At 72.8% G+C, this 19,966-nt stretch carries 16 protein-coding genes and 1 pseudogene; 5 read left to right on the top strand and 12 right to left on the bottom strand.

What is annotated here, in order from left to right:
* Position 1 precedes the first annotated feature (1 nt).
* From ABZW30_RS27190 to ABZW30_RS27180, 3 genes are read left to right on the top strand one after another with little or no spacing between them, the layout of a single operon-like run.
* Complete coding sequence (locus ABZW30_RS27190; protein ID WP_355673817.1) at positions 2-1,144, top strand: acyl-CoA dehydrogenase family protein; 1,143 nt, start codon at positions 2-4, stop codon at positions 1,142-1,144.
* Between the two features lie 51 nt (positions 1,145-1,195).
* Complete coding sequence (locus ABZW30_RS27185) at positions 1,196-2,410, top strand: acetyl-CoA C-acetyltransferase (protein ID WP_355673816.1); 1,215 nt, start codon at positions 1,196-1,198, stop codon at positions 2,408-2,410.
* A 37-nt stretch (positions 2,411-2,447) separates the two neighbouring features.
* Positions 2,448-4,628 carry a 3-hydroxyacyl-CoA dehydrogenase NAD-binding domain-containing protein gene (locus tag ABZW30_RS27180; protein WP_355673815.1) on the top strand — a complete coding sequence of 727 codons (2,181 nt, stop codon included), beginning with the start codon at positions 2,448-2,450 and terminating at the stop codon, positions 4,626-4,628.
* Positions 4,629-4,766: 138 nt separating this feature from the next.
* Here the strand turns inward: ABZW30_RS27180 and ABZW30_RS27175 are convergent, their stop codons facing one another.
* The 4 genes from ABZW30_RS27175 to ABZW30_RS27160 form a co-directional block, all read right to left on the bottom strand.
* A complete protein-coding gene (locus tag ABZW30_RS27175; RefSeq protein WP_355673814.1) occupies positions 4,767-5,504 on the bottom strand; it encodes a MerR family transcriptional regulator in 738 nt (245 codons plus the stop codon).
* Positions 5,505-5,800: 296 nt separating this feature from the next.
* Positions 5,801-6,859 (bottom strand): 2-oxoglutarate and iron-dependent oxygenase domain-containing protein, encoded by a 1,059-nt coding sequence (locus tag ABZW30_RS27170; RefSeq protein WP_355673813.1) that lies wholly within the window; start codon positions 6,857-6,859, stop codon positions 5,801-5,803.
* A 419-nt stretch (positions 6,860-7,278) separates the two neighbouring features.
* A complete protein-coding gene (locus ABZW30_RS27165) occupies positions 7,279-7,926 on the bottom strand; it encodes a response regulator transcription factor (RefSeq protein WP_355673812.1) in 648 nt (215 codons plus the stop codon).
* Positions 7,878-9,329: a histidine kinase gene (locus ABZW30_RS27160; protein ID WP_355673811.1), complete on the bottom strand. Its 1,452-nt coding sequence runs from the start codon at positions 9,327-9,329 to the stop codon at positions 7,878-7,880. Before ABZW30_RS27160 ends, ABZW30_RS27165 begins: the two co-directional genes overlap by 49 nt.
* 278 nt (positions 9,330-9,607) lie before the next feature.
* On the opposite strand from ABZW30_RS27160, the gene ABZW30_RS27155 reads away from it, so the two are divergent.
* Positions 9,608-10,321: an ABC transporter ATP-binding protein gene (locus ABZW30_RS27155; RefSeq protein WP_355673810.1), complete on the top strand. Its 714-nt coding sequence runs from the start codon at positions 9,608-9,610 to the stop codon at positions 10,319-10,321.
* A 150-nt stretch (positions 10,322-10,471) separates the two neighbouring features.
* Positions 10,472-12,865, top strand: a complete 2,394-nt coding sequence (locus tag ABZW30_RS27150; RefSeq protein WP_355673809.1) for an FtsX-like permease family protein — start codon at positions 10,472-10,474, stop codon at positions 12,863-12,865.
* A 66-nt stretch (positions 12,866-12,931) separates the two neighbouring features.
* Here ABZW30_RS27150 and ABZW30_RS27145 read toward each other — a convergent pair whose 3' ends face one another.
* From ABZW30_RS27145 to ABZW30_RS27110, 8 genes and pseudogenes are all read right to left on the bottom strand, one after another.
* Complete coding sequence (locus ABZW30_RS27145; protein ID WP_355673808.1) at positions 12,932-13,693, bottom strand: MerR family transcriptional regulator; 762 nt, start codon at positions 13,691-13,693, stop codon at positions 12,932-12,934.
* 190 nt (positions 13,694-13,883) lie between these two features.
* A complete protein-coding gene (locus ABZW30_RS27140; RefSeq protein ID WP_355673807.1) occupies positions 13,884-14,894 on the bottom strand; it encodes a DUF2332 domain-containing protein in 1,011 nt (336 codons plus the stop codon).
* Between the two features lie 253 nt (positions 14,895-15,147).
* Positions 15,148-15,515 (bottom strand): annotated as a pseudogene (locus tag ABZW30_RS27135) (response regulator); the annotation flags it as partial.
* 400 nt (positions 15,516-15,915) lie between these two features.
* Positions 15,916-16,293: a hypothetical protein gene (locus ABZW30_RS27130; RefSeq protein WP_355673806.1), complete on the bottom strand. Its 378-nt coding sequence runs from the start codon at positions 16,291-16,293 to the stop codon at positions 15,916-15,918.
* Positions 16,294-16,389: 96 nt separating this feature from the next.
* Entirely contained in the window at positions 16,390-17,538 is a 1,149-nt protein-coding gene (locus ABZW30_RS27125) for an SUKH-4 family immunity protein (RefSeq protein WP_355673805.1), read from the bottom strand.
* A gap of 128 nt (positions 17,539-17,666) precedes the next feature.
* Complete coding sequence (locus tag ABZW30_RS27120) at positions 17,667-18,644, bottom strand: hypothetical protein (RefSeq protein WP_355673804.1); 978 nt, start codon at positions 18,642-18,644, stop codon at positions 17,667-17,669.
* Between the two features lie 22 nt (positions 18,645-18,666).
* A complete protein-coding gene (locus ABZW30_RS27115) occupies positions 18,667-19,110 on the bottom strand; it encodes an Imm21 family immunity protein (RefSeq protein WP_355673803.1) in 444 nt (147 codons plus the stop codon).
* 21 nt (positions 19,111-19,131) lie between these two features.
* Positions 19,132-19,722, bottom strand: coding sequence for a DinB family protein (locus ABZW30_RS27110; RefSeq protein WP_355673802.1), 591 nt, complete (start codon positions 19,720-19,722; stop codon positions 19,132-19,134).
* Positions 19,723-19,966: the final 244 nt, after the last annotated feature.

Genomic DNA, 19,966 nt, shown 5'->3' with positions numbered 1-19,966 from the left:
GTTGCAGCGCGAGATCTTCACCGAGCAGCACGAGGACTTCCGGGCCACCGTGAAGGCCTTTCTCGCCAAGGAGGTGCTGCCGCACTACGACCGCTGGGAGAAGGCCGGCATCGTCGACCGCTCCGTCTGGCTGGCGGCCGGACGCCAGGGCCTGCTCGGCCTGGCCGTCCCCGAGGAGTACGGCGGTGGCGGCACCCCGGACTTCCGCTACGCCGCCGTGCTGGCCGAGGAGTTCGCCCGGGCCGGTGCCTCCGGGCTGGCGATCGGCCTGCACAACGACATCATCGGCCCGTACCTCACCTCGCTCGCCACCGAGGAGCAGAAGCGCCGCTGGCTGCCCGGCTTCTGCACCGGCGAACTGATCACCGCGATCGCGATGACCGAGCCCGGCACCGGCTCCGACCTGCAGGGCATCCGCACCCATGCGGTCGACCAGGGCGACCACTACCTGCTCAACGGCGCCAAGACCTTCATCTCCAACGGCATCCTCGCCGACCTGGTGATCGTGGTCGCCCGCACCACCCCCGAGGGCGGCGCGCACGGGTTGAGCCTGCTCGCCGTCGAGCGCGGCACGCCCGGCTTCGAGCGCGGCCGCAACCTCGACAAGATCGGCCAGAAGGCCCAGGACACCGCCGAGCTGTTCTTCGAGGACGTCCGGGTGCCGAAGGAGAACCTGATCGGCGAGCTCAACGGCGGCTTCGTCCACCTGATGCAGAACCTCGCCCAGGAGCGGCTCACCATCGCCGCCGCGGCGATCGCCGGCGCCGAGTACCTGGTCGAGATCACCACCGACTACGTCAAGCAGCGCGAGGCCTTCGGCCGTCCGCTGGCCAAGCTCCAGCACGTCCGCTTCGAGATCGCCGAACTGGCCACCGAGTGCGCGATCACCCGGACCTTCGTCGACCGCTGCATCACCGAGCACAACCGCTACGCGCTCACCCCGGCCGACGCCTCGATGGCCAAGTGGTGGGCCACCGAACTGCAGAAGCGCACCGCCGACCGCTGCCTGCAACTCCACGGCGGCTACGGCTACATGAGCGAGTTCCCGGTCGCCCGGGCGTTCACCGACGGCCGCATCCAGACCATCTACGGCGGTACCACCGAGATCATGAAGGAGATCGTCGGCCGCTCCATCCTCGGCTGAGCCCCGTCCGGAACCCTCAGGAACCCCCCTGCCCCGAAAGGCATTTCCATCGTGACCACCGAAGCGTACGTCTACGACGCGATCCGCACCCCGCGCGGCCGCGGCAAGGCCACCGGCTCGCTGCACGGCACCAAGCCGATTGACCTGGTCGTCGGCCTGATCCATGAACTGCGTCACCGCTACCCCGAGTTGGACCCGGCCGCGATCGACGACATCGTGCTCGGCGTGGTCAGCCCGATCGGCGACCAGGGCTCCGACATCGCCCGGATCGCCGCCGTCGCGGCCGGCCTGCCCGACACCGTGGCCGGTGTCCAGGAGAACCGCTTCTGCGCCTCCGGCCTGGAAGCCGTCAACCTGGCCGCCGCCAAGGTCCGTTCGGGCTGGGAGGACCTCATCCTGGCCGGCGGCGTGGAGTCGATGTCCCGGGTCAAGATGGCCTCCGACGGTGGTGCCTGGTTCGCCGACCCGATGACCGCGTACGAGACCAACTTCGCCCCGCAAGGCATCGGCGCCGACCTCATCGCCACCATCGAGGGTTTCTCCCGCACCGACGTGGACGCCTTCGCCGTCGAGTCCCAGGCCCGCGCCGCCAAGGCCCAGGCGGACGGCCTGTTCGACCGCTCGGTGGTCCCGGTGCGTGACCGCAACGGACTGGTCGTGCTGGAACGCGACGAGTTCATCCGCCCCGGCACCACCGTCGAGACCCTGGCCGGTCTCAAGCCCTCCTTCGCGGCGATCGGCGAGGCCGGCGGCTTCGACGCCGTCGCCCTGCAGAAGTACCACTGGGTGGAGGCCATCGACCACGTCCACCACGCGGGCAACTCCTCCGGCATCGTGGACGGCGCCGCCCTGGTCGCGATCGGCAACCGCGAGGTCGGCGAGCGGTACGGGCTGCGCCCGCGCGCCCGGATCGTCTCCGCCGCGGTCTCCGGTTCCGAGCCGACCATCATGCTCACCGGTCCCGCCCCGGCCACCCGCAAGGCGCTCGCCAAGGCCGGCCTCACCGCCGCCGACATCGACCTGGTCGAGATCAACGAGGCCTTCGCGGCGGTCGCGCTCCGCTTCATCCGCGAACTCGGCTTCCGCCACGACCAGGTGAACGTCAACGGCGGCGCGATCGCCCTCGGCCACCCGCTCGGCGCCACCGGCGCGATGCTGCTCGGCACCGTGATCGACGAGCTGGAGCGGCGCGACCTGCGCTACGGCCTGATCACCCTCTGCGTGGGCGGCGGCATGGGCATCGCCACCGTCGTCGAGCGCGTCTGACCCCCGCCCCAGCAGACCGGTAGACTTGGAGAACTTGATGAGCGACACCACCACCATCCGCTGGGAGCAGGACCAGGACGGCGTGGTCACCCTCGTCCTCGACGACCCCACCCAGTCCGTCAACACCATGAACGAGGCCTTCACCGCCGACTTCGAGACCGTGGTCGGGCGGCTGGCCGAGCTCGGCGACGCGCTGCGCGGCGTGGTGATCACCTCCGGCAAGAAGACCTTCTTCGCCGGGGGAGACCTGCGGATGCTCTCCACGGCCCGCCCCGAGGACGCCGAGGCCGTCTTCGAGAAGTCCATGCGGATCAAGCGCTCGCTGCGCACCCTGGAGACCCTCGGCAAGCCGGTCGTCGCCGCCGTCAACGGCAGCGCGCTCGGCGGCGGCCTGGAGATCGCCCTCGCCTGCCACCACCGGATCGCGCTGGACACCCCGGCCAGTCGGATCGGCCTGCCCGAGGTCACCCTCGGTCTGCTGCCGGGCGGCGGCGGAGTGGTCCGTACGGTACGGCTGTCCGGCATCACCGACGCCCTGCTGAAGTTCCTGCTGCAGGGCCGCCAGTACCGCCCGGCGCAGGCGCTGGAGCACGGACTGGTGCACGAACTGGTGGACACTCCCGAGGAGTTGGCCGTCCGCGCGAAGGCCTGGATCGAGGCCAACCCGACCGCCGTCCAGCCCTGGGACGTCAAGGGGTACAAGATCCCCGGTGGTACCCCGGCGACCCCCGCCTTCGCCGCCAACCTGCCCGCCTTCCCGGCCAACCTGCGCAAGCAGCTGAACGGCGCGCCCTACCCGGCCCCGCGCAACGTGCTGGCTGCGGCGGTGGAGAGCAGCCAGGTCGACGTCGACACCGCGATGGCGATCGAGGCCCGCTACTTCACCGAGCTGGCCTGCGGGCAGACCAGCAAGAACATGATCCAGGCGCTGTTCTTCGACATGCAGGCGGTCAACTCCGGTGCCGGGCGCCCCAAGGACGTCGAGAAGCGGCTGGTCCGCAAGGTCGCCGTGCTCGGTGCCGGGATGATGGGCGCCGGCATCGCCTACGCCTGCGCCAAGGCCGGCATCGAGGTCATGCTCAAGGACGTGAGCCTGGAGGCCGCCGAGCGCGGAAAGGCCTACTCCGAGGGGCTGTTGAACAAGGCCGTGGCCCGCGGACGCTCCACCGAGGCCAAGCGCGACGCGCTGCTCGCCCGGATCACCCCCACCGCCGAGGCCGCCGACCTGGCCGACTGCGACGCGGTGATCGAGGCCGTCTTCGAGAACACCGAGCTCAAGCACAAGGTGTTCCAGGAGGTCGAGGGCGTCGTCGCCCCCGACGCGCTGCTCTGCTCCAACACCTCCACCCTGCCGATCGGCCTGCTCGCCGAGGGCGTCCAGCGCACCGGCGACTTCATCGGCCTGCACTTCTTCTCGCCGGTCGACAAGATGAGGCTGGTCGAGATCATCCGTGGCCCGCAGACCGGCGACGAGGCGCTCGCCCGCGCCTTCGACCTGGTCCGGCAGATCGACAAGACCCCGATCGTGGTGAACGACTCGCGCGGCTTCTTCACCTCGCGGGTGATCGGCCAGTTCCTCAACGAGGGCGTCGCCATGGTCGGCGAGGGCATCCACCCGTCCAGCATCGAGCAGGCCGCCGCCCAGGCAGGCTACCCCGCCAAGGTGCTCTCCCTGATGGACGAGCTGACCCTCACCCTGCCGCGCAAGATCCGCGACGAGTACCGGCGCTCGGCGGAGGCCGCCGGCGTCACCTGGACGCCGCACCCGGCGGACGCGGTGGTGGACCGGATGGTCGACGAGTTCGGCCGCCCGGGGCGCAGCGGCGGCGCGGGCTTCTACGAGTACGGCGAGGACGGCAAGCGCGGGCGGCTCTGGCCGGGGCTGCTGGAGCACTTCTCGCGCCCGGACGTCGACGTCGCCGACGTCCCGTTCGAGGACCTCAAGGAGCGAATGCTGTTCAGCGAGGCGCTGGACTCGGTGCGCTGCCTGGAGGAGGGCGTACTGACCTCGGTCGCCGACGCCAACGTGGGCTCGATCCTGGGGATCGGCTTCCCGGCCTGGACCGGCGGCGTGTTCCAGTACATCAACGGCTACCAGGGCGGCCCGGCCGGCTTCGCGGCCCGCGCGCGCGAACTCGCCGCCGCGTACGGCGAGCGCTTCGCGCCGCCGGCGCTGCTGGAGCGGATCGTGGCGGAGGGGCGGACCTTCACCGACTGATCCCCGCCCTTGGATCAGGCGGATCCGGGTGAGGCCGTGCCCGTCACGGCCTCACCCGACTTCCGGCCCGATTCGTTTGTCCGGCTCCCCGGCCCGATTCCCTGTCCGGCTCCCTGGCCCGATTCGCCGCCCGGCCCCTCACTCCTCGCCGAGCTGCTCGCCGAGTTCCTCCCGCAGGGACCGCTGGAACGCCGTGACCAGCGCCTGGGCCACCATCGGCTGGATATGGTCGGTCAGGGCCTTCATCCGGGCCAGCTCATCGGGGGCCGGCTCGCTCTCCCGGTACGGCTTCCACACCGTCTCCCGGAACAGCCGCTGCAACTCCCGGGCCGTCGCCCGGCTGTGCTCCAGCACCACCGCCCGGGCGGCCAGCAGCGTCTCCAACGGGATCGGCACGTCGAGGATCCGCACGCCCAGCGGCAGCAGGCCCGGATCCACCCGGAACACCTCCGGATCCGTCGTCCGCTCCAGCGCCCCCATCGCGACCAGCCGCTCCACGTGCTGCTCGGACAGCCCCTGCCCGGCCCGCCGCTCCAGCTGCGCCCTGGTGGCCTCCTCCGGGGTTTCCGGCGTCCAGGACGCCACCAGCGCCCGGTGGATCGCCAGATCCAGCGGCGTACTGTCCTCCGGCAGCCGCGCCAGGTACCGCTCGATGGCCGCCAGCGTCAGCCCCTGCCGCTGCAACTCCTCGATCAGCCCCAACCGGTCCAGGTGCTCCGCCCCGTACAACCCCACCCGCCGCGGCCCCAACTCCGGCGGCGGCAGCAGCCCCTTCGTCCCGTAGAACCGCACCGTCCGCACCGTCACCCCGGCCCGCGCCGCCAACTCATCCACCGTCAGCCGCACCTCCCCCACAACGGCGCCGTACTCCCCCATCTGCTGCCTCCCGCGCTGGCACACTCCTGCTGTGACACCAGTAGTGTGACAGTGCCGTGCGGCCAGGTCCATCGATGGGTTTCCCGCCCGATGGCCGCGCCCTCCGGTAGACCCCGCACGATCTCGCCGCGCGCGGCCCGGGGCCCATGCCTGGGGTCCACGCCCGGGGTCCACGCCTGGGGCCCGATGCCTGCCCGACGGCGTACGACGCGGACGCCCCTGCCTCCCGCCGGGGCCGGACCGTTGAGCCGGGACCGATCGGCGGGGCAGGGGCGTCGACGACCGTTCGCCTGGGGTCAGCGGGCGGCGGGTTCGGTGAGGGTGGCGTGGTGGCGGCGGGTGACTTCGGGGTGGGCTCGGGTGTAGCCCTTCCATTCGTTGAGGCCGAAGTCGGCGAAGAGGGGGTTGTGGGGGTCCTCGGTGGCGCCGGGGGCGTGGTGGGCGAGCGGGAAGTCGAGCGGCTCGATGTGGGCGTCGAGGCGGGGATTGTAGAAGAACGGGACGGAGAAGCGCTCGCGGGCGCCGGGCGGGCTGATCACGCGGTGGCTGGTGGCCTTGAGGTAGCCGTCCGTGGCCACTTCCAGCAGTTCGCCGAGGTTGACGACGAAGGCGCCGTCGCGCGGGGGGATGTCCAGGAAGGTGCCGTCCGGGCGCTCGACCTGGAGCCCGCCGACGGTGTCCTGCAACAGCAGGGTGATGAAGCCGTAGTCCTTGTGGGCGCCGACGCCTTGGCCGGCGCCGTCCGGGGCGGTGCCGGGGTAGCGGACCAGCTTGAGGCGCAGGTGGGGGTGGCCGGCGAAAGCGTCGTCGTAGAAGTCGGGGCGGGCGCCGATCGCGGTGAGAAGCTCGTGCAGCAGGCGGCGGGCGACCCCGCCGAGGTGGTCGATCCAGCCGAGGGCGGCGGTGCGCAGCTCGGGGAGCGCGTCGGGCCACTGGTTGGGCCCCTCCAGCCACCAGTACGCGGGCTCGCCGGCGCCGGGGACGTGCGGCGGCAGCTCGGCGCCGATGTCCAGCTGGTCGCGCCAGTCCTGGCTGCCGCCGGTGCGCTCGTCGCCGGTGCGGGTGTAGCCGCGGTAGTGCGGGGAGTTGAGGTTGCTCACGGCGAGCCGGTCGGCCTCGGGGAGGGCGAAGAAGGCGCGCATGGCGGCGGTGAGCGCGGCCGTCTCCTCCGGGGTGACGCCGTGGCCGACGAGCTGGAAGAAACCGACGCCGGTGGCCGCGGCGCGCAGGTCGTCGTGCAGGCGGAGGCGGTCCTCCGGGCTGCCGTCGGCGAGCGAGAGGTCGATCACCGGGAGGGCTTCGGGGAGCGCCTCGGTGGAGCCGGTTCCGGATATGGGCGTGTGCTGCTGCGTCATGTGTGACATCCGCTGGGTCTCGTCCCGGTCGGTCCCGGTGGTCGACCGGGAAGGGCCGGAGCTGCGCCTGGTGCGGCGGGGTGCTCCGGGAGCCGGGAGGTGGTGGCGGCCGCTGGGGGCCGCCGTTGAGGGTGGGTGGCGCGAGGTTCAGCCGGAGCGTCGACAGGACATGCTCGTCACGCGGAGCAGGTCCACGTGGCGGCGGCGAACAAGGATGAGCACCCCATCAGGGTAAATGACCGCTTCCAGGGTGGGCGAGCCCCCTACGGCGGAGGGCCGCCCATCACTTGTCCGTGATCTTTCAAGTTGCGGGTCTTTCAAGGCGCGGGTCTTTCAAGGCGCGGGTCTTTCAAGGCGCGGCCTTTCAACACGGGCCGCCGCTCTGATCGGCGGCTCCCTTCCGGGGGTGTCGGGGGTTTTCAGGCGTTGTTGAGGTAGGCCAGGACGGCCAGGACGCGGCGGTTGTCGTCGTCCGAGGGCTGGAGGCCGAGCCGGACGAAGATCGACGCGGTGTGCTTGGCGATCGCCCGCTCAGTGATCACCAGCTGTTGGGCGATCGCCGTGTTGGACCGGCCCTCGGCCATCAGCGCCAGCACCTGCCGCTCGCGCGGGGAGAGGGTGGAGACCGGACCGGCCGAGGAGTTGTGGGTGAGCAGCCGGGTGATCACCTCCGGGTCCATCGCGGTACCGCCCTGAGCGACCCGCCGGACGGCGTCGATGAACTGGGCACCGTCCAGCACGCGGTCCTTGAGCAGGTAGCCGATCCCGCCCGTGCTGCCGGCCAGCAGCTCGCGGGCGTACAGCTGCTCCACGAACTGCGACAGCACCAACACGGGCAGACCCGGGTGGGCCTGACGGGCCGCCAGGGCCGCGCGCAGCCCCTCGTCGGTGAAGCTCGGCGGCAGTCGCACGTCGACCACGGCGATGTCGGGCCGGTCGGCGGCCACCGCGGCGAGCAGCTGTTCGCCGTTCTCAACCGCCGCGGTGACCTTCATGCCGTTGGCCTCCAGCAGCCGGGTCAGCCCGTCCCGGAGGAGGAAGAGGTCTTCGGCGATGACAACGCGCACGGGATCTCCATGTTCACGATGGTCGGACCACCGGACGGGCTGCTGATCGCGAGCACCCCGTCGAAGGCGGCCAGTCGGCGTTCGGTTCCGCTGAGGCCGGTTCCCCGGGACGGGTCGGCGCCACCGCGCCCGTCGTCGGCTACCGATATCCGCAGCAGCCCGTCACTGTGCCCTATCTCGATCCACACGTGCGAGGCCCCGGCGTGTTTCACCGTGTTGGCCAGCAGCTCGCTCACCGCGAAGTAGGCGGCCGACTCCACCGGGGCCGGGGCCCGGCCAGGCAGGCTGCCGGTGAAGGTGACCGGCAGCGGCAGGTCCAGCGCGGTCGCCTGCACCGCGTCGGCCAGGCCGCGGTCGGCCAGCACCGGCGGGTGGATGCCCCGGACCAGGTCTCGCAGCTCGCTCAGCGCCTTCACCGAGGACGTCCGGGCCTCGGCCAGCAGCGGCCCGAGGGCTTCCGGGTCGTGCTTCAGCTGCTCGGCGACGGTCAGCAGCATGCCCAGGGCCACCAGCCGGGCCTGCGCCCCGTCGTGCAGGTCCCGCTCGATCCGGCGCAGCTCGGCGGCGCCGGCGTCGATGGTGTCCGCCCTGGTCCGGGCCAGGTGACTGACCTGGCGGGCGAGTTCGGTTCGCCGGGACGGCCCGAGCAGTGCCCGGGCGGACTTCTCGTGAATCCGCAGGACGGGCGGGGCGGCCCACAGGACGGCGAACGGGAACATCCAGACGCCCATGCCGTAGACGATGAACAGCGGGAAGAACGGCCCGTTCCGGCCGAAGACCTCCAGGGCGACCGGGGTCAGCAGCACGATTGCGGCGGTGAACAGCACGGCGAGGCCGGTGAGGAGCGCCCAGGCGAGGTCCCGCCAGGTCGCCGGGTCGGTCAGCCAGCCGCCGAACCGCAGCCGCCGCCAGGGGCCGGCCTCCCCGGCCGGGCGGCGGTACGGCACCGGGACCGGTCGCCCGCTCCACCGCTCGACGACGCGTCGGCTCTCGGTGGCGGCCCAGCGCGCGCCGAACAGCCCGAGCACCACCAGCGAGGGCGCCAGCCAGAGCGAGACGGACCGGTCGCCGGGCGCGGCGCCGCCGTACAGATGGGTCGCCATCACCGCGAGCGCGCCCGGGGCGAACAGTGCGGCCCCGACCGCCCGGCCGCCACCCCCGGTGGCCCAGCAGAGCGCCCAGAGGGCGACCGGCGCCATCGGCACGAGCAGGATCAGCGGCCCGCCGGGGGAGAACGGCCGGGACTCGTCCGGGCCGAACAGGGCGGCGGCCAGCACGATCGGCCCGGCCAGCAGCGAGACCAGCCCCGTCACGGCCAGTGTCGCCACGTACCAGGCGCGTACGCCGTCCACGCAGGCCCGGCCCAGTTGCCGGGCCACCCAGCCGATCGCTCCCGTCCTCATGACACTCCCCCTCTGTGTTCCGCAGCCCCTGTGCAGAGGCCCCGAAGCCGGCGGTTCCGAAGCCCCACAGGCCCGCGGTCCCGATCTTTCGAGGGCTCAGTCTGCCTGGCGCGCGGACCCGGCGCCCTAGGTCTGAACACCCAGTTCGAGGTGTATCTGGATACACCTCCGAGAGGCCGTTTAGACGGCTGTCTGCACCCCGCCGCCGATCCGTAGCGTCGTCTCCCGTCAGCCGGCCCGGGGTCTCCCGGTGCCGGACCCCGAACGGTGGAGGGCCCGTGAACGCGCCGATCATCCGGATCCGCGGCGTCAGCAAGACGTACGACCGAACCGACGCCGCCCGCCCCGCGCTGGCCGGGCTCGACCTGGAGGTACGGGCCGGCGAGACGCTGGCTGTGCTCGGCCGCTCGGGCAGCGGCAAGTCCACCCTGCTGAACCTGATCGCCGGCCTCGACCGCCCGAGCGAGGGCGCGGTCGAGGTGGACGGCGTGGACGTCCACCGGCTCGGCGAGGCCGCGCTGGCCGAGTACCGGCGGACGCGGATCGGCATGGTGTTCCAGTTCTTCAACCTGCTGGACGACCTGAACGTGGAGGACAACGTGCTGCTCCCGGCCCAGCTGGCCGGGATGCGGCGGGAGCAGGCCCGGGCCCGGGCCGGGGAGCTGTTGGAACGGCTCGGTGTGGCCCGGCACGCCAAGGCCTTCCCCGGCCGGCTCTCCGGCGGCGAGCGTCAGCGCGTCGCGGTGGCCCGGGCACTGATGAACCGCCCGCCGCTGCTGCTGGCGGACGAGCCGACCGGCGCGCTGGACACCGCCTCGGCCGCCGACGTCCGCGACCTGCTGCGCGGGCTCAACGCGGAGGGCCAGACGATCCTGCTGGTCACCCATGACACCGCACTCGCCGAGGCCTGCGCCGACCGCACGATCGAACTGCTCGACGGCCGGCTGGTCCGGGACACGGCGGCCGTCCCGACCCCGGGTGGGATGCGATGAGCGAGCGCAGCGAGCGATCCGGTGGAAGGTGCGCGTGGGTGGATGCCCTTGCCGAGCGAAGCGAGGTGGGTGCATGAGCGAGCGCAGCGAGCGAATCGGTGGAAGGTGCGCGTGGGTGAATGCCCCTGCCGAGCGAAGCGAGGTGGGGGCATGAGCGCCCTCGGCAAGGTGGTCCGGGCCGGGGTCGGCCGCAAGCGGGTACAGACCCTGGTCATGGTGCTCACCACGATGATGTCCGTGACGGCGTGCATCCTCGCGGTCGAGTTGCTGGTCGCCGCCCAGGGCCCGTACCAGCGCTCCTTCGCAGACCAGCACGGCGCGCACCTCAACGTGCTGTACGACCAGACCAAGGCGAGCCCCGCCCAGCTCGCCGCGGCCGCCCACGCGCCCGGCGTGACGGCTTCGGCCGGCCCCTACCAGGCGGTCACCGTCCAGCCGCGCTCCGGTCCGGCCACGAAGATCCCGCCGGGTGGAAGCCTGCTGCCGCCGATGACGCTGGTCGGCCGCGCCCAGGACGGCCCCATGGACGGCCTGCGGCTCACCATGGGTCGCTGGGTCGCGGGCCCCGGCGAGGTGGTCTTCCTGGACGGGCACTCCCCGCTGGCCGTCGGCGACAGCATGCAGTTCCCGGACCTGCCCGGGCACCCGACGCTCAAGGTCGTCGGCCTGGCCTCCTCGGTCTCCTGGAGCGCGGACGGCTGGGTCGCCCCCGAGCAGGTGGCCGGGCTGACCGCGCCCGGCACGACCCCCGCCGCCCAGTACCTCTACCGCTTCGCCCACGCCGACAGTGACGCCGAGGTGGAGGCCGGCCACGCTGCGCTGGCCGCCGCGGTGCCGAGCGGAGCGCTCGCCAGGGCCACCTCCTACCGGCCCACCCGGGAGGAGGCCAATCGGACGGCCTCGACCTTCGTCCCGTTCGTCACGGCCTTCGGAGTGCTCGGCCTGGCCATGTCGGTGCTGATCATCGGTGTCGTGGTCAGCGGCGCCGTGAGCGCCGCCACCCGCCGGATCGGCATCCTCAAGTCCCTGGGCTTCACCCCGGTCCAGGTGGCGCGCGCCTACGTCGGCCAGGCGCTGATCCCCGCCGGGGTCGGTACGGCGCTCGGCGTGTTCGGCGGCAACCTGCTCTCCGTACCGGTCCTCGGGATGGCCCACAAGGCCCTGCACGGAGGCCTGCTCGGCATCCCGCTCTGGGTGGACGTCGTGGTCCCGGTGGTGGCCCTGGCCGCCGTGACGGGCACCGCGTTGGTGCCGGCGCTGCGCGCCGGGCGGCTGCGCACGGTGGAAGCGCTCGCGGTGGGCCGGACGGCGCCGGGCGCCAAGCGGGCGGCCGCCGGTGGCACGACCGACCGGGCCGGAGCGGCCGGCCTGCTGTCCCGGGCGCAGAACCTGATCGGCCGACTGCCGGTGCCGCGTGCGCTCAGCCTTGGGATGGCCTCGCCGCTCAACCGGCCGGGCCGCTCGGCGACCACCGCCGCCGCGGTGGTGCTTGGCACGGTCGGGGTCACCCTCTGCGTCGGCCTGACCCTGTCGCTCGGTTCCCTCCAGGACGGCCTGACGGCCGACCGCGCGGGCAAGGTGCTGGTCCAGCCCCCGATCGAGGGCACCCCGGAGCCCGTAGACCATGTGGACGAGACGGCCGTGGTGAAGGCGATCGAGTCCCGCTCCGGCACCCGGGCCTGGTACAGCAGTGTGCCGACCCCGGTCACCGTGGCCGGGAACACCGGGCGCTCCCAGGTGGTCGCGTTCACCGGTGACGCTTCCTGGAGCGGCTTCCAACTGGTCTCCGGCCGCTGGTTCCACGGCCCCGGCGAGGTCGTGGTCAGCGCCGCCTTCCTGCGCGCCGACCAAGCGAAGGTCGGTGACACCGTCACCCTCACCGACCAGGGGCACAGCACCCCGGCGAAGATCACCGGCGAGGTGCTGACCACCAGCGACCTGGTGTTCCTGGACCGGGCCGCGCTGGCGCCGCTCGGCGGCGCGGTCCACGCCGAGGCGATCTCGTTCCACATCGACCTCACCCCGGGCACCGACACGACGGCCTACGCCGACGGGCTGGACCAGGCCGTGAAGCCACTGGGGCTGAGCGCCGACCCCGGCGGGGAGCACATCAACATCGTGGTGCTGGCGATGAACACCCTGGCGGGCACGCTCACACTGCTGCTCTCCGTGGTGGCAGGGCTCGGGGTGCTCAACACGGTGCTGCTGGACACCCGGGAGCGGGTGCACGACCTCGGGGTTCTCAAGGCGCTCGGGATGTCTCCCCGGCAGACTGTCGGGATGGTGCTCACCTCGGTCTGCGGCAGCGGGCTGGTGGCCGGGTTGATCGGGGTCCCGGTCGGGATCCTGGTGCACCACCAGGTGATGCCCGCGATGGCCCGCGCCGCCGGGATCGGGGTGCCGGACGCGGACCTCACCGTGTTCGCCCCGTCGGTGGTGGGGCCGCTGATGCTCGGGGGCCTGGTGCTGGCGCTGCTCGGCGCCCTCCTGCCCGCGACCTGGGCGGCCCGCACCCGGACGGTCACGGCGCTGCGGACGGAGTGACGGCGGGGGAGGGGCGCGGGCGGTCGGCCCGGACGGGCAGACCACCCACGTCCCTCCCCACCCGCCTCAGGAGAGCCGCGCCGCCGCGTACGCCTCCATGGCGGCCCGCTGGTAGGCGGCCAGCCCCGGGGTGATGGCCTCGTACGCGGCGCTCCACATCTCGTTCTCCGTGCAGGAACGCGCGATCGCGAGGTACTCCTCCACCGGGACCGCCCGGATCCCGCTGAGCAGCTGGTACTCCTCGTCGATCATGCGCTGCGCGGGCTCGGAGTCGGCCGGGTGCCCACTCGCCATCAGCTCCGCCAGACGGACCATCCGTGCGGTTCGCTCGCGCTGGCCGGCCTCGACCTCGGCCGGGGTCATCGCGGCGGTCGCCTGCCGGGCCGCCTCGGCGTGCTCGGGGAAGTCGCGCAGGCTGACGTCGACGTCGGCGGGCTGGATGCCCTCGAACAGGTTCTCGGGTCGGTTGATGCTGGTCATGGGCGTGCCGTCCTTCCGGGAGCGTTCCAGGTCGGCGATCGTGCGAGAGACGGTGGCGGCCAGGGAGTCGAGCCGGTCGCGTTCGGTGACCAGTCGGCGGTGATGGCCCCGCAGGGCCTCCAACTCGTCCACCTGGTCGCCCAGGATCCGGGCGATCTCGGTCAGCCCCACGCCCAGTGCCCGTAGCACGAGGATCTGCTGCAGCTGCAGCAACTGCCGCTCCTCGTAGTAGCGGTGGCCGTTGGAGCCGATCCAGGCCGGGGGTAGCAGCCCGATCTCGTCGTAGTGCCGCAGGGTTCGGGCGGTCACCCCGGACATCCGGGCGACCTCCGCGATGGGCCAGGCCATGGCCGTCTCCTCTCCCACGTCGCTTGGACCAGGACCGGTTCCTTCCGGCCCTGGTCATGACGGTAGAAGCTGCCGCTGCGGCAGCTTCAAGCCCGCATGTTCAAACCCTCGGCGCTGAACAGCTCGCACGGCTGAACGGCTGAACGGCTGAACGGTTCGTACGGCCGAACGGTTCGAGCAGCTGAACGGCTCACACGCCGGTGAACCAGTCCAGCGACTGCCCGTGCGGCCCGGTGTAGGCCACCGGCTGCTCGTCCAGGGCGAGCGCGAACAGCCCGGACCGGGCCGGGGCCTGGGCGGGGAGCCGCTCCGCCACGGTCGGCAGCACGGCGATCGCCTCGTTGGAGATCCAGTGCCCTGGCAGCTCGCGCATCGTCGCCGCGAACTCCTCCCGGGCCTCCGGCGGCAGGTAGGCGAGCACCGCGCTGTGGAACACCACCGGCGTCGCCCCCGCCGGAGCCTGTGCCACCAACTCCCGTACGGTCGCGTTGAGATCGCCGCGCGTCAGTAGCGGCGGTTCGGTCCGGGCGACCTGGACGGCACCGCGCAGCCGCTCCAGCCGGTGGGTCTGCTCCGGCCAGACCAGCGACTCCAGCCAGCGCATGTCCTCCTCGGCGCGGACGTCCAGCGGGTTGAGGTCGATCCCGGCCCGCCACACCACCTCGGGCAGCCGCTCCCGCAGGAAGTCGACCATCGGCACCGGTCCGCTCACCGCGCACTCCAGCGTCACCGGGCTCCCATCGGCGCCGAACTCCTCCACCGCGGCGCCGGATTCACCCTCGGACACATACCGGTACCGGTACCGGTACCGGTCCGGGTACAGACAGAGCCCGGCCGAGGCGCCCACCTCGATCAGCGCGAGCGGCTGCGGCAGCGAGGCCAGCAGCGGCAGCAGGGTGGCGCAGCGGCCCGCCTCGTTGGTCTGGGTGCGCCGCTCCAGCATGGTCGCCGAGACTTCGGCCCAGCGCGTCGCCGCCCAGTCGCGGAAGGTCGGCCAGCCCTCGGCCACCGGTCCGCCCAGGTGCCGCACCGCGCCGAACAGTAGGTTCGGCTGCCGCTTCGGGACCGGAAGTTCCCCCAGCAGCCCGAGCAACTCCGTGTCCCCCGCGACCCGTTCGGCCAGTTCCTGGTAGATCGCCGAGTTCCCGCGTGCCTCCCGCTCCGCAAAAGCCAGGTAGAGGTTCCCCGTTCCGGTGTCCATGGTGCGTACTCCCTTTCTTCCAATCGGATTCGGCGCAGCCTTGGCCGCGCCCTTGCTGTCCGCTGTACGGGCGCCAACCCGGTGCGCGCGAGAGCGGGCGCACCGGAAAGTGAGGCCGCCCGCAATGGGAGCCCGCCGGTGGCGACCGCAACTCCCCGCAGCAGGAGGTCTGGTGAAGTCCGAGATCCGTACCCGCGCCGTGCTCGGCACCACCGCCGTGGTGGCCGCCTGATGCTCCTTGGTCTGCACCCGTGGGCTGCACCCGTCGGATCACCGCGCGGACCCGGGCGATCACCTCGCGCACGCCGAACGGCTTTGACACGTGGTCGCCGGCGTCGATCTCCAGCGCGACCACCCGGTCCGTCTCGTCGCTGCGCGCGCTGATCACGATGATCGGCCTGGGACGATCGGCACGTCCCCGCGTCGGCGCAGCGCCCGGCGCGCGTCCAGCCCGCCGGTGTCGGGCAGTCCGAGGTCCAGCAGCACCGGGTCGTACGGTTCGGCCTCGGCCAGTGCTGCCGTCCCGGTGGTCACCCAGGCGACCGTGAACCCGGACCGCGCCAGCCCGCGCCGCAGCGACTCGGCGACCGGCTCATCGTCTTCCACCAGCAATGCATGCACGGGGGCACCCTATTGACCTGCACCGCACGGTCGAACACCGACTACGCCACAGCAGCGGCCGCCGTCCGCAGTGCCCCGACCAGCGCCCGAGCACCGGTTGCCCCCAGGTGCCTTCCCGCACGACGGCATGCGGCGCCCGCACCGGCTCCGGTCCGCGCAGCCGGTGCACCGTGACGCCCGGATGCCGCTGCGCCAGGCCCAGTTCCGGGACCAGCGCCACCCCACTCGTCGGCCCGCGCACCACGCTCTGGCTCGGCGGGGCCGTCCTCGCGACGGCCTTCCTGCCGGTCTACCCGTCCCCGCTGCGCACCCGCCGACCGTCTCGGAGCCGGAGCCGGAGCCGGAGCCGGAGCCGGAGCCGGAGCCGAGCCGGCACTGGCGCCGACACCGGGGTACGGGTCTACCAGCGCGGAGTGCCGTGTCCCGGCTGCCAGTCCAACCCCGGGTTCGGCCGCGGACGAAGCGTGCGCACCAGCGCGCCGACCGACCAGACGACCAGGGTCAGCAGCCCGTAGAACAGCAGCAGCGCCCAGAACGGGGTAGTGGACAGGCTCCGGTTCTCGAACCGGCACCACGCGTCCGGCGGCAGCCAGGACGCTCCCGTCTCCAGCAGTCGCCCGCCGCCCTGCACCAGGCCGTGCTCGCAGCGCTCGCCGTAGTCCAGCGACCGCACGTACAGCAGGCTGTACAGCGCACCCGCGGTGGCGAAGGAGAGGGCGGCGCTGATGCCGAGGAGCATCGCCCGTCTTCGCCCGGCCGTTGTACGGATGTTCGTCACTGAGGCAGCGTACCGGCGCGACGGCCCCGACCCTGTTCAGCGACGGCCCGACCCTGTTCAGAAGGGCCCGAACGGCCAGCACGCCCCCGGCCCGGATCACCCCAGCAGGCCGCCCATGTGCCCGTCCTCGGCGAGCAGCCGCCACGAGCGGCCCGGCGAGGCGAAGGCCTCCGGGTCGACGGCCTCCACCAGCCGGTCCACCACCGTGCTCAGCAGCGACTGGGGGTCGAACACCGCCCAGGTGTCCCGGCCCCGGCCGTGGTCCCAGCGCTCCCACTCGGCGCGCAGCCGCTCGTACGTCCACAGCGCGTAGAGCAGGGCGGACAGGTCGCGGTTGAGGTAGGCCTCGGGCTGGCCGTCGTCGTACCAGTCCGGCAGTTCGAGCCGGCCGGTGGCGCCGTCCAGGGCGATCGTGAGGTCGGTCGGCCAGTCCCCGAGAGCCAGGTAGTCCCGCTGGTACGGGCGCTCCTCCTCGCCGTCGAAGTACTCGGGGTACGCCTCCGCCATGGTCACCAGCGGTTCCTCGCACGCCCCGAACATCGCCCCGCCCAGCGGTAGACCGACCTCGGTCAGCAGCCGCCGGGTCGGCTCGTGCACCAGGGCGGCGGGCAGCCCCTCCGGCCGGAAGCGGTGCACCAGACCGGCCCCGCCGTCCTCGTCCGTCAGCGCCGCGAGCTCGGTCACCAGCTCCCCGCCGACCTCGTACGCGGGCCCGTCCGGCCCGCCCGGCAGGGCGCCCCAGCCCAGCGCCCGGACCAGCAAGGCGGTTCCCCAGTGCGCCGGTACGGCGCTCCGCCCGAACAGAGCGGGGTCGATCTCCCGCATCCGCCGCTCGGCCCCCGCCGTCACCTCGGCCACCACCGCCGGACCGCGCCGCCCGTCCAGCGAATCCGACCGCCGGGACGCCTCGCCCACCGCGTCCACCTCACGCATCAGGGCGGCCAGCGCGGTCAGGTCGGAGGCCAGCAGATCGCGTCGCGGACCGCCGTTGCCGAGGAACACCTCGCCGGTGGTCCCGTCCAACAGCACCAGGTTGCCGACCGCGGCGAAGGGCGTGCAGTAGTCCGTCTCCCCGAGGACGAACAGTCGCTCCGCCCCGCCGGGGAAGGCCTTCGGTGAGCCGCCGTCGAGCATCCCGAAGTCCAGGAACGCCCCGGCCGTCGGCAGCCCCTCCCGCACCAGGAACTCCCGGCTGCCGTCATGGACCACCCCGCCCGGCACCCCGACCACCCGCGCACACCCCACGTCCCCCACCCTTCACGGCTCTGCCCCCTGACCCACCAGACCCTAGCGGGCCCGTCCGACAGGGCCACGGGGGTTTCGCGCGTCGGGGCGGGATCGTGACGTGCCGCCCGGCGAAGCGGCGGTGCGTCCTACGGCAGCGGCACCTCGTCGACGTTCCAGTGCCCCGGCAGATCCGCATCGCAGAACACGCACACGTAGTGCTCCTCCCGCACGATCCCGCAGCGCCCGCACTCCGGGCAGCGCCGGAACACCACCGCGTGGGTGAAGCCGCCCGGGTGCGGCAGTCCGACCCGGTCGAGGGCCGCGGCGACGGCGGTCCAGGAGCGGACGTCCGGGCAGTAGCCGGTGGACAGGTTGCTGACCGTCTCCACCTCCCGAGCTTCCCGAGCCTCCCGGGCCTCCCGAGCCCCCCGACCGTCGCCGCCCGAGCGCCGGAACCCGACCTCCCCGGCTCCGAGCACCAACTCCCCGCCCGCGCAGGCCACATGCTCACTGCGGCGCGGGGCGAGCCGCAGCGCTCCGGCCAGGTCGACCACGAAGGTGAACGGCTCCGCCCATTCCGCCGCCGTCCGCTCGCCCGCCCAGGCGGCGAACTCGCCAGCCGTCCGCACCCGTCGACCATCAGGGCCGCCGCCCGACGTCAACTCCCGCAGCTCCGGCGGCCCCACGTACCGGTACGCCCGCCCGAAGCCCTCCTCGACCTCCGTCGCGACGCCCCGCTCGCCCAGCCGCACCTGCCAGTACGCCATCTCGACGGCCGTCCCGCTCAGCCCGGACTCCCGCAGCTCCGCGAGCAATTCTCGCGCCTTCGTAAGCGGAACTCCCTCCCGCAGCACCCGCAGCGCGGCCACCGGGTCGTCGAGTGGCTCCGCGAGCCGCAGCCGGGCCGGACCGTGGGCGGTCAGCAGCGCCTCGCGGACGTCCGCAGGCGCCGCCTCCGGGCCCGCGTGCTCACGCGAGGCGGCGCCGCAGGACGGACAGCGGCGCTCGGCGTCCCACCGCAACTCCCGCCCGCCGTGCAGGAACTGCCCGACGCTCCGGACGGCAGTGCCTCCGCAATCCGTACACCGGACGGCCGTCCTCGCGCCCTGCTCCGCCCACGTCATGCCGACCACCCCGCGAACCCGCTCACGGACGGCGACCGACGTCGGCACGCTCGAACAGCCGGACCAGGACGAGCGTGGTCTCCGGAGCCGGCTCCACGAAGGCGGCCCGGACCAGGTGACGCCCGGCAGGCAGGTCGAAGCGCAGCCGACCTCCGGCGGCGGACTCCTCGGCCGTCCAGTGGGCGTCGAACGGATGGGCCGCTCTGCCCGTCACCTCCCAGTCCAACTCATCCTCCCACTCGGCGAGTTGCAGCGCCCGCGGCGCGGTGGCATCGACGCCTCGCCGGGAACCAGCACCAGCACCTGCGCCCCGCCGACGTCCAGGAGCCCCAGGTACCCGTCGACCTCGACGGCCCGGCCGTGGTCCGCGCCCGCACCCCCCGGTCCGCGCGTCCGGCGCCGCCTCGGGGACCAGCACCAGCGGCCCGATCAGGGGATCGACCCACTCCGGCTCGTTCGGTTCCATCCGGGCACCGTAACCCGCCGGTCAGGCGAGCCCGCCGGCCGCCCGGGCGGCCCGCTCCACGCGGTCGTGGTGGGACTGCCACCAACCCTCGTCGCCCGGAGCGGTGTTGACGCCGTCCGAGCGCTGGCCGGTGGCGCCGTCGATGAGTTCGCGGACCAGGTCGGCGTGGCCGACGTGGCGGTGGGTCTCGGCGATCATGTGGACGAGCACCCGGTGCAGGGTCTGCTGGTAGCGGTTGCCGAACGGCACCCGGCCGACCGCGTCCAGCGGCAACTCCTCGATGGTGGCGTCCGAGTGCGCCCAGACCCGCCGGTAGCGCCCGACGATCTCCTCGGTGCTCTCGTCCGCCCGGGCCCACAGGTCGCCGTTGGGTTCGACGTCGCCGACGATCCACAGCGGGGTCGGCTCGGGGAAGGGCCGCCCGAAGGTGGCGCCGAAGTACAGCGCTTCGGCCCCGGTGACGTGCTTGACCAGCCCCAACAGGTTGGTCCCGGTGGGCGTGAGCGGGCGCCGCAGGTCGTACTCGGAGAGGCCGTCGAGCTTCCACAGCAGGGCGTCACGGGCGTCCTGGATGTAGATCCGGAGGTCGTTCTTGTCGTCTTTCACGGTCATCAGGGTCCTTTCGTGAATACCCCCGGCTTCAGTCGGGGGAGGAAACGAAACTCCCGCGCAGCGGTTCAGCCGCGAGGCTGAGGGGAACCTCCCCCTCGCTCGCGAAGGGGAGGAAGTCAAGGGATCAGTCTGTCGACCGCAGGGGAACTGTCCAATGAATTCGGTGACTGACGAAGCGTCAGTCCATGTCGTGATCGCTGGGCGTGCCGGGCGGGCGCGCACGGCGGGGCGCGGGGGAGCGCCG

This window comes from Kitasatospora sp. NPDC004669 (genome assembly GCF_040609455.1).
Lineage (GTDB): Bacteria > Actinomycetota > Actinomycetes > Streptomycetales > Streptomycetaceae > Kitasatospora.
The sequence above is the reverse complement of the archived record's forward strand: the minus strand, read 5'-3'. Positions and strand labels throughout refer to the sequence as shown.

Bases quoted from the DNA above. Each gene is read 5' to 3' on its own strand.
- ABZW30_RS27180 (WP_355673815.1), top strand. From the start codon at position 2,448: ATGAGCGACACCACCACCATCCGCTGGGAGCAGGACCAGGACGGCGTG.
- ABZW30_RS27175 (WP_355673814.1), bottom strand. From the start codon at position 5,504: ATGGGGGAGTACGGCGCCGTTGTGGGGGAGGTGCGGCTGACGGTGGAT.
- ABZW30_RS27170 (WP_355673813.1), bottom strand. From the start codon at position 6,859: ATGACGCAGCAGCACACGCCCATATCCGGAACCGGCTCCACCGAGGCG.
- ABZW30_RS27160 (WP_355673811.1), bottom strand. From the start codon at position 9,329: ATGAGGACGGGAGCGATCGGCTGGGTGGCCCGGCAACTGGGCCGGGCC.
- ABZW30_RS27150 (WP_355673809.1), top strand. From the start codon at position 10,472: ATGAGCGCCCTCGGCAAGGTGGTCCGGGCCGGGGTCGGCCGCAAGCGG.
- ABZW30_RS27145 (WP_355673808.1), bottom strand. From the start codon at position 13,693: ATGGCCTGGCCCATCGCGGAGGTCGCCCGGATGTCCGGGGTGACCGCC.
- ABZW30_RS27140 (WP_355673807.1), bottom strand. From the start codon at position 14,894: ATGGACACCGGAACGGGGAACCTCTACCTGGCTTTTGCGGAGCGGGAG.
- ABZW30_RS27120 (WP_355673804.1), bottom strand. From the start codon at position 18,644: ATGACGTGGGCGGAGCAGGGCGCGAGGACGGCCGTCCGGTGTACGGAT.
- ABZW30_RS27115 (WP_355673803.1), bottom strand. From the start codon at position 19,110: ATGGAACCGAACGAGCCGGAGTGGGTCGATCCCCTGATCGGGCCGCTG.
- ABZW30_RS27110 (WP_355673802.1), bottom strand. From the start codon at position 19,722: ATGACCGTGAAAGACGACAAGAACGACCTCCGGATCTACATCCAGGAC.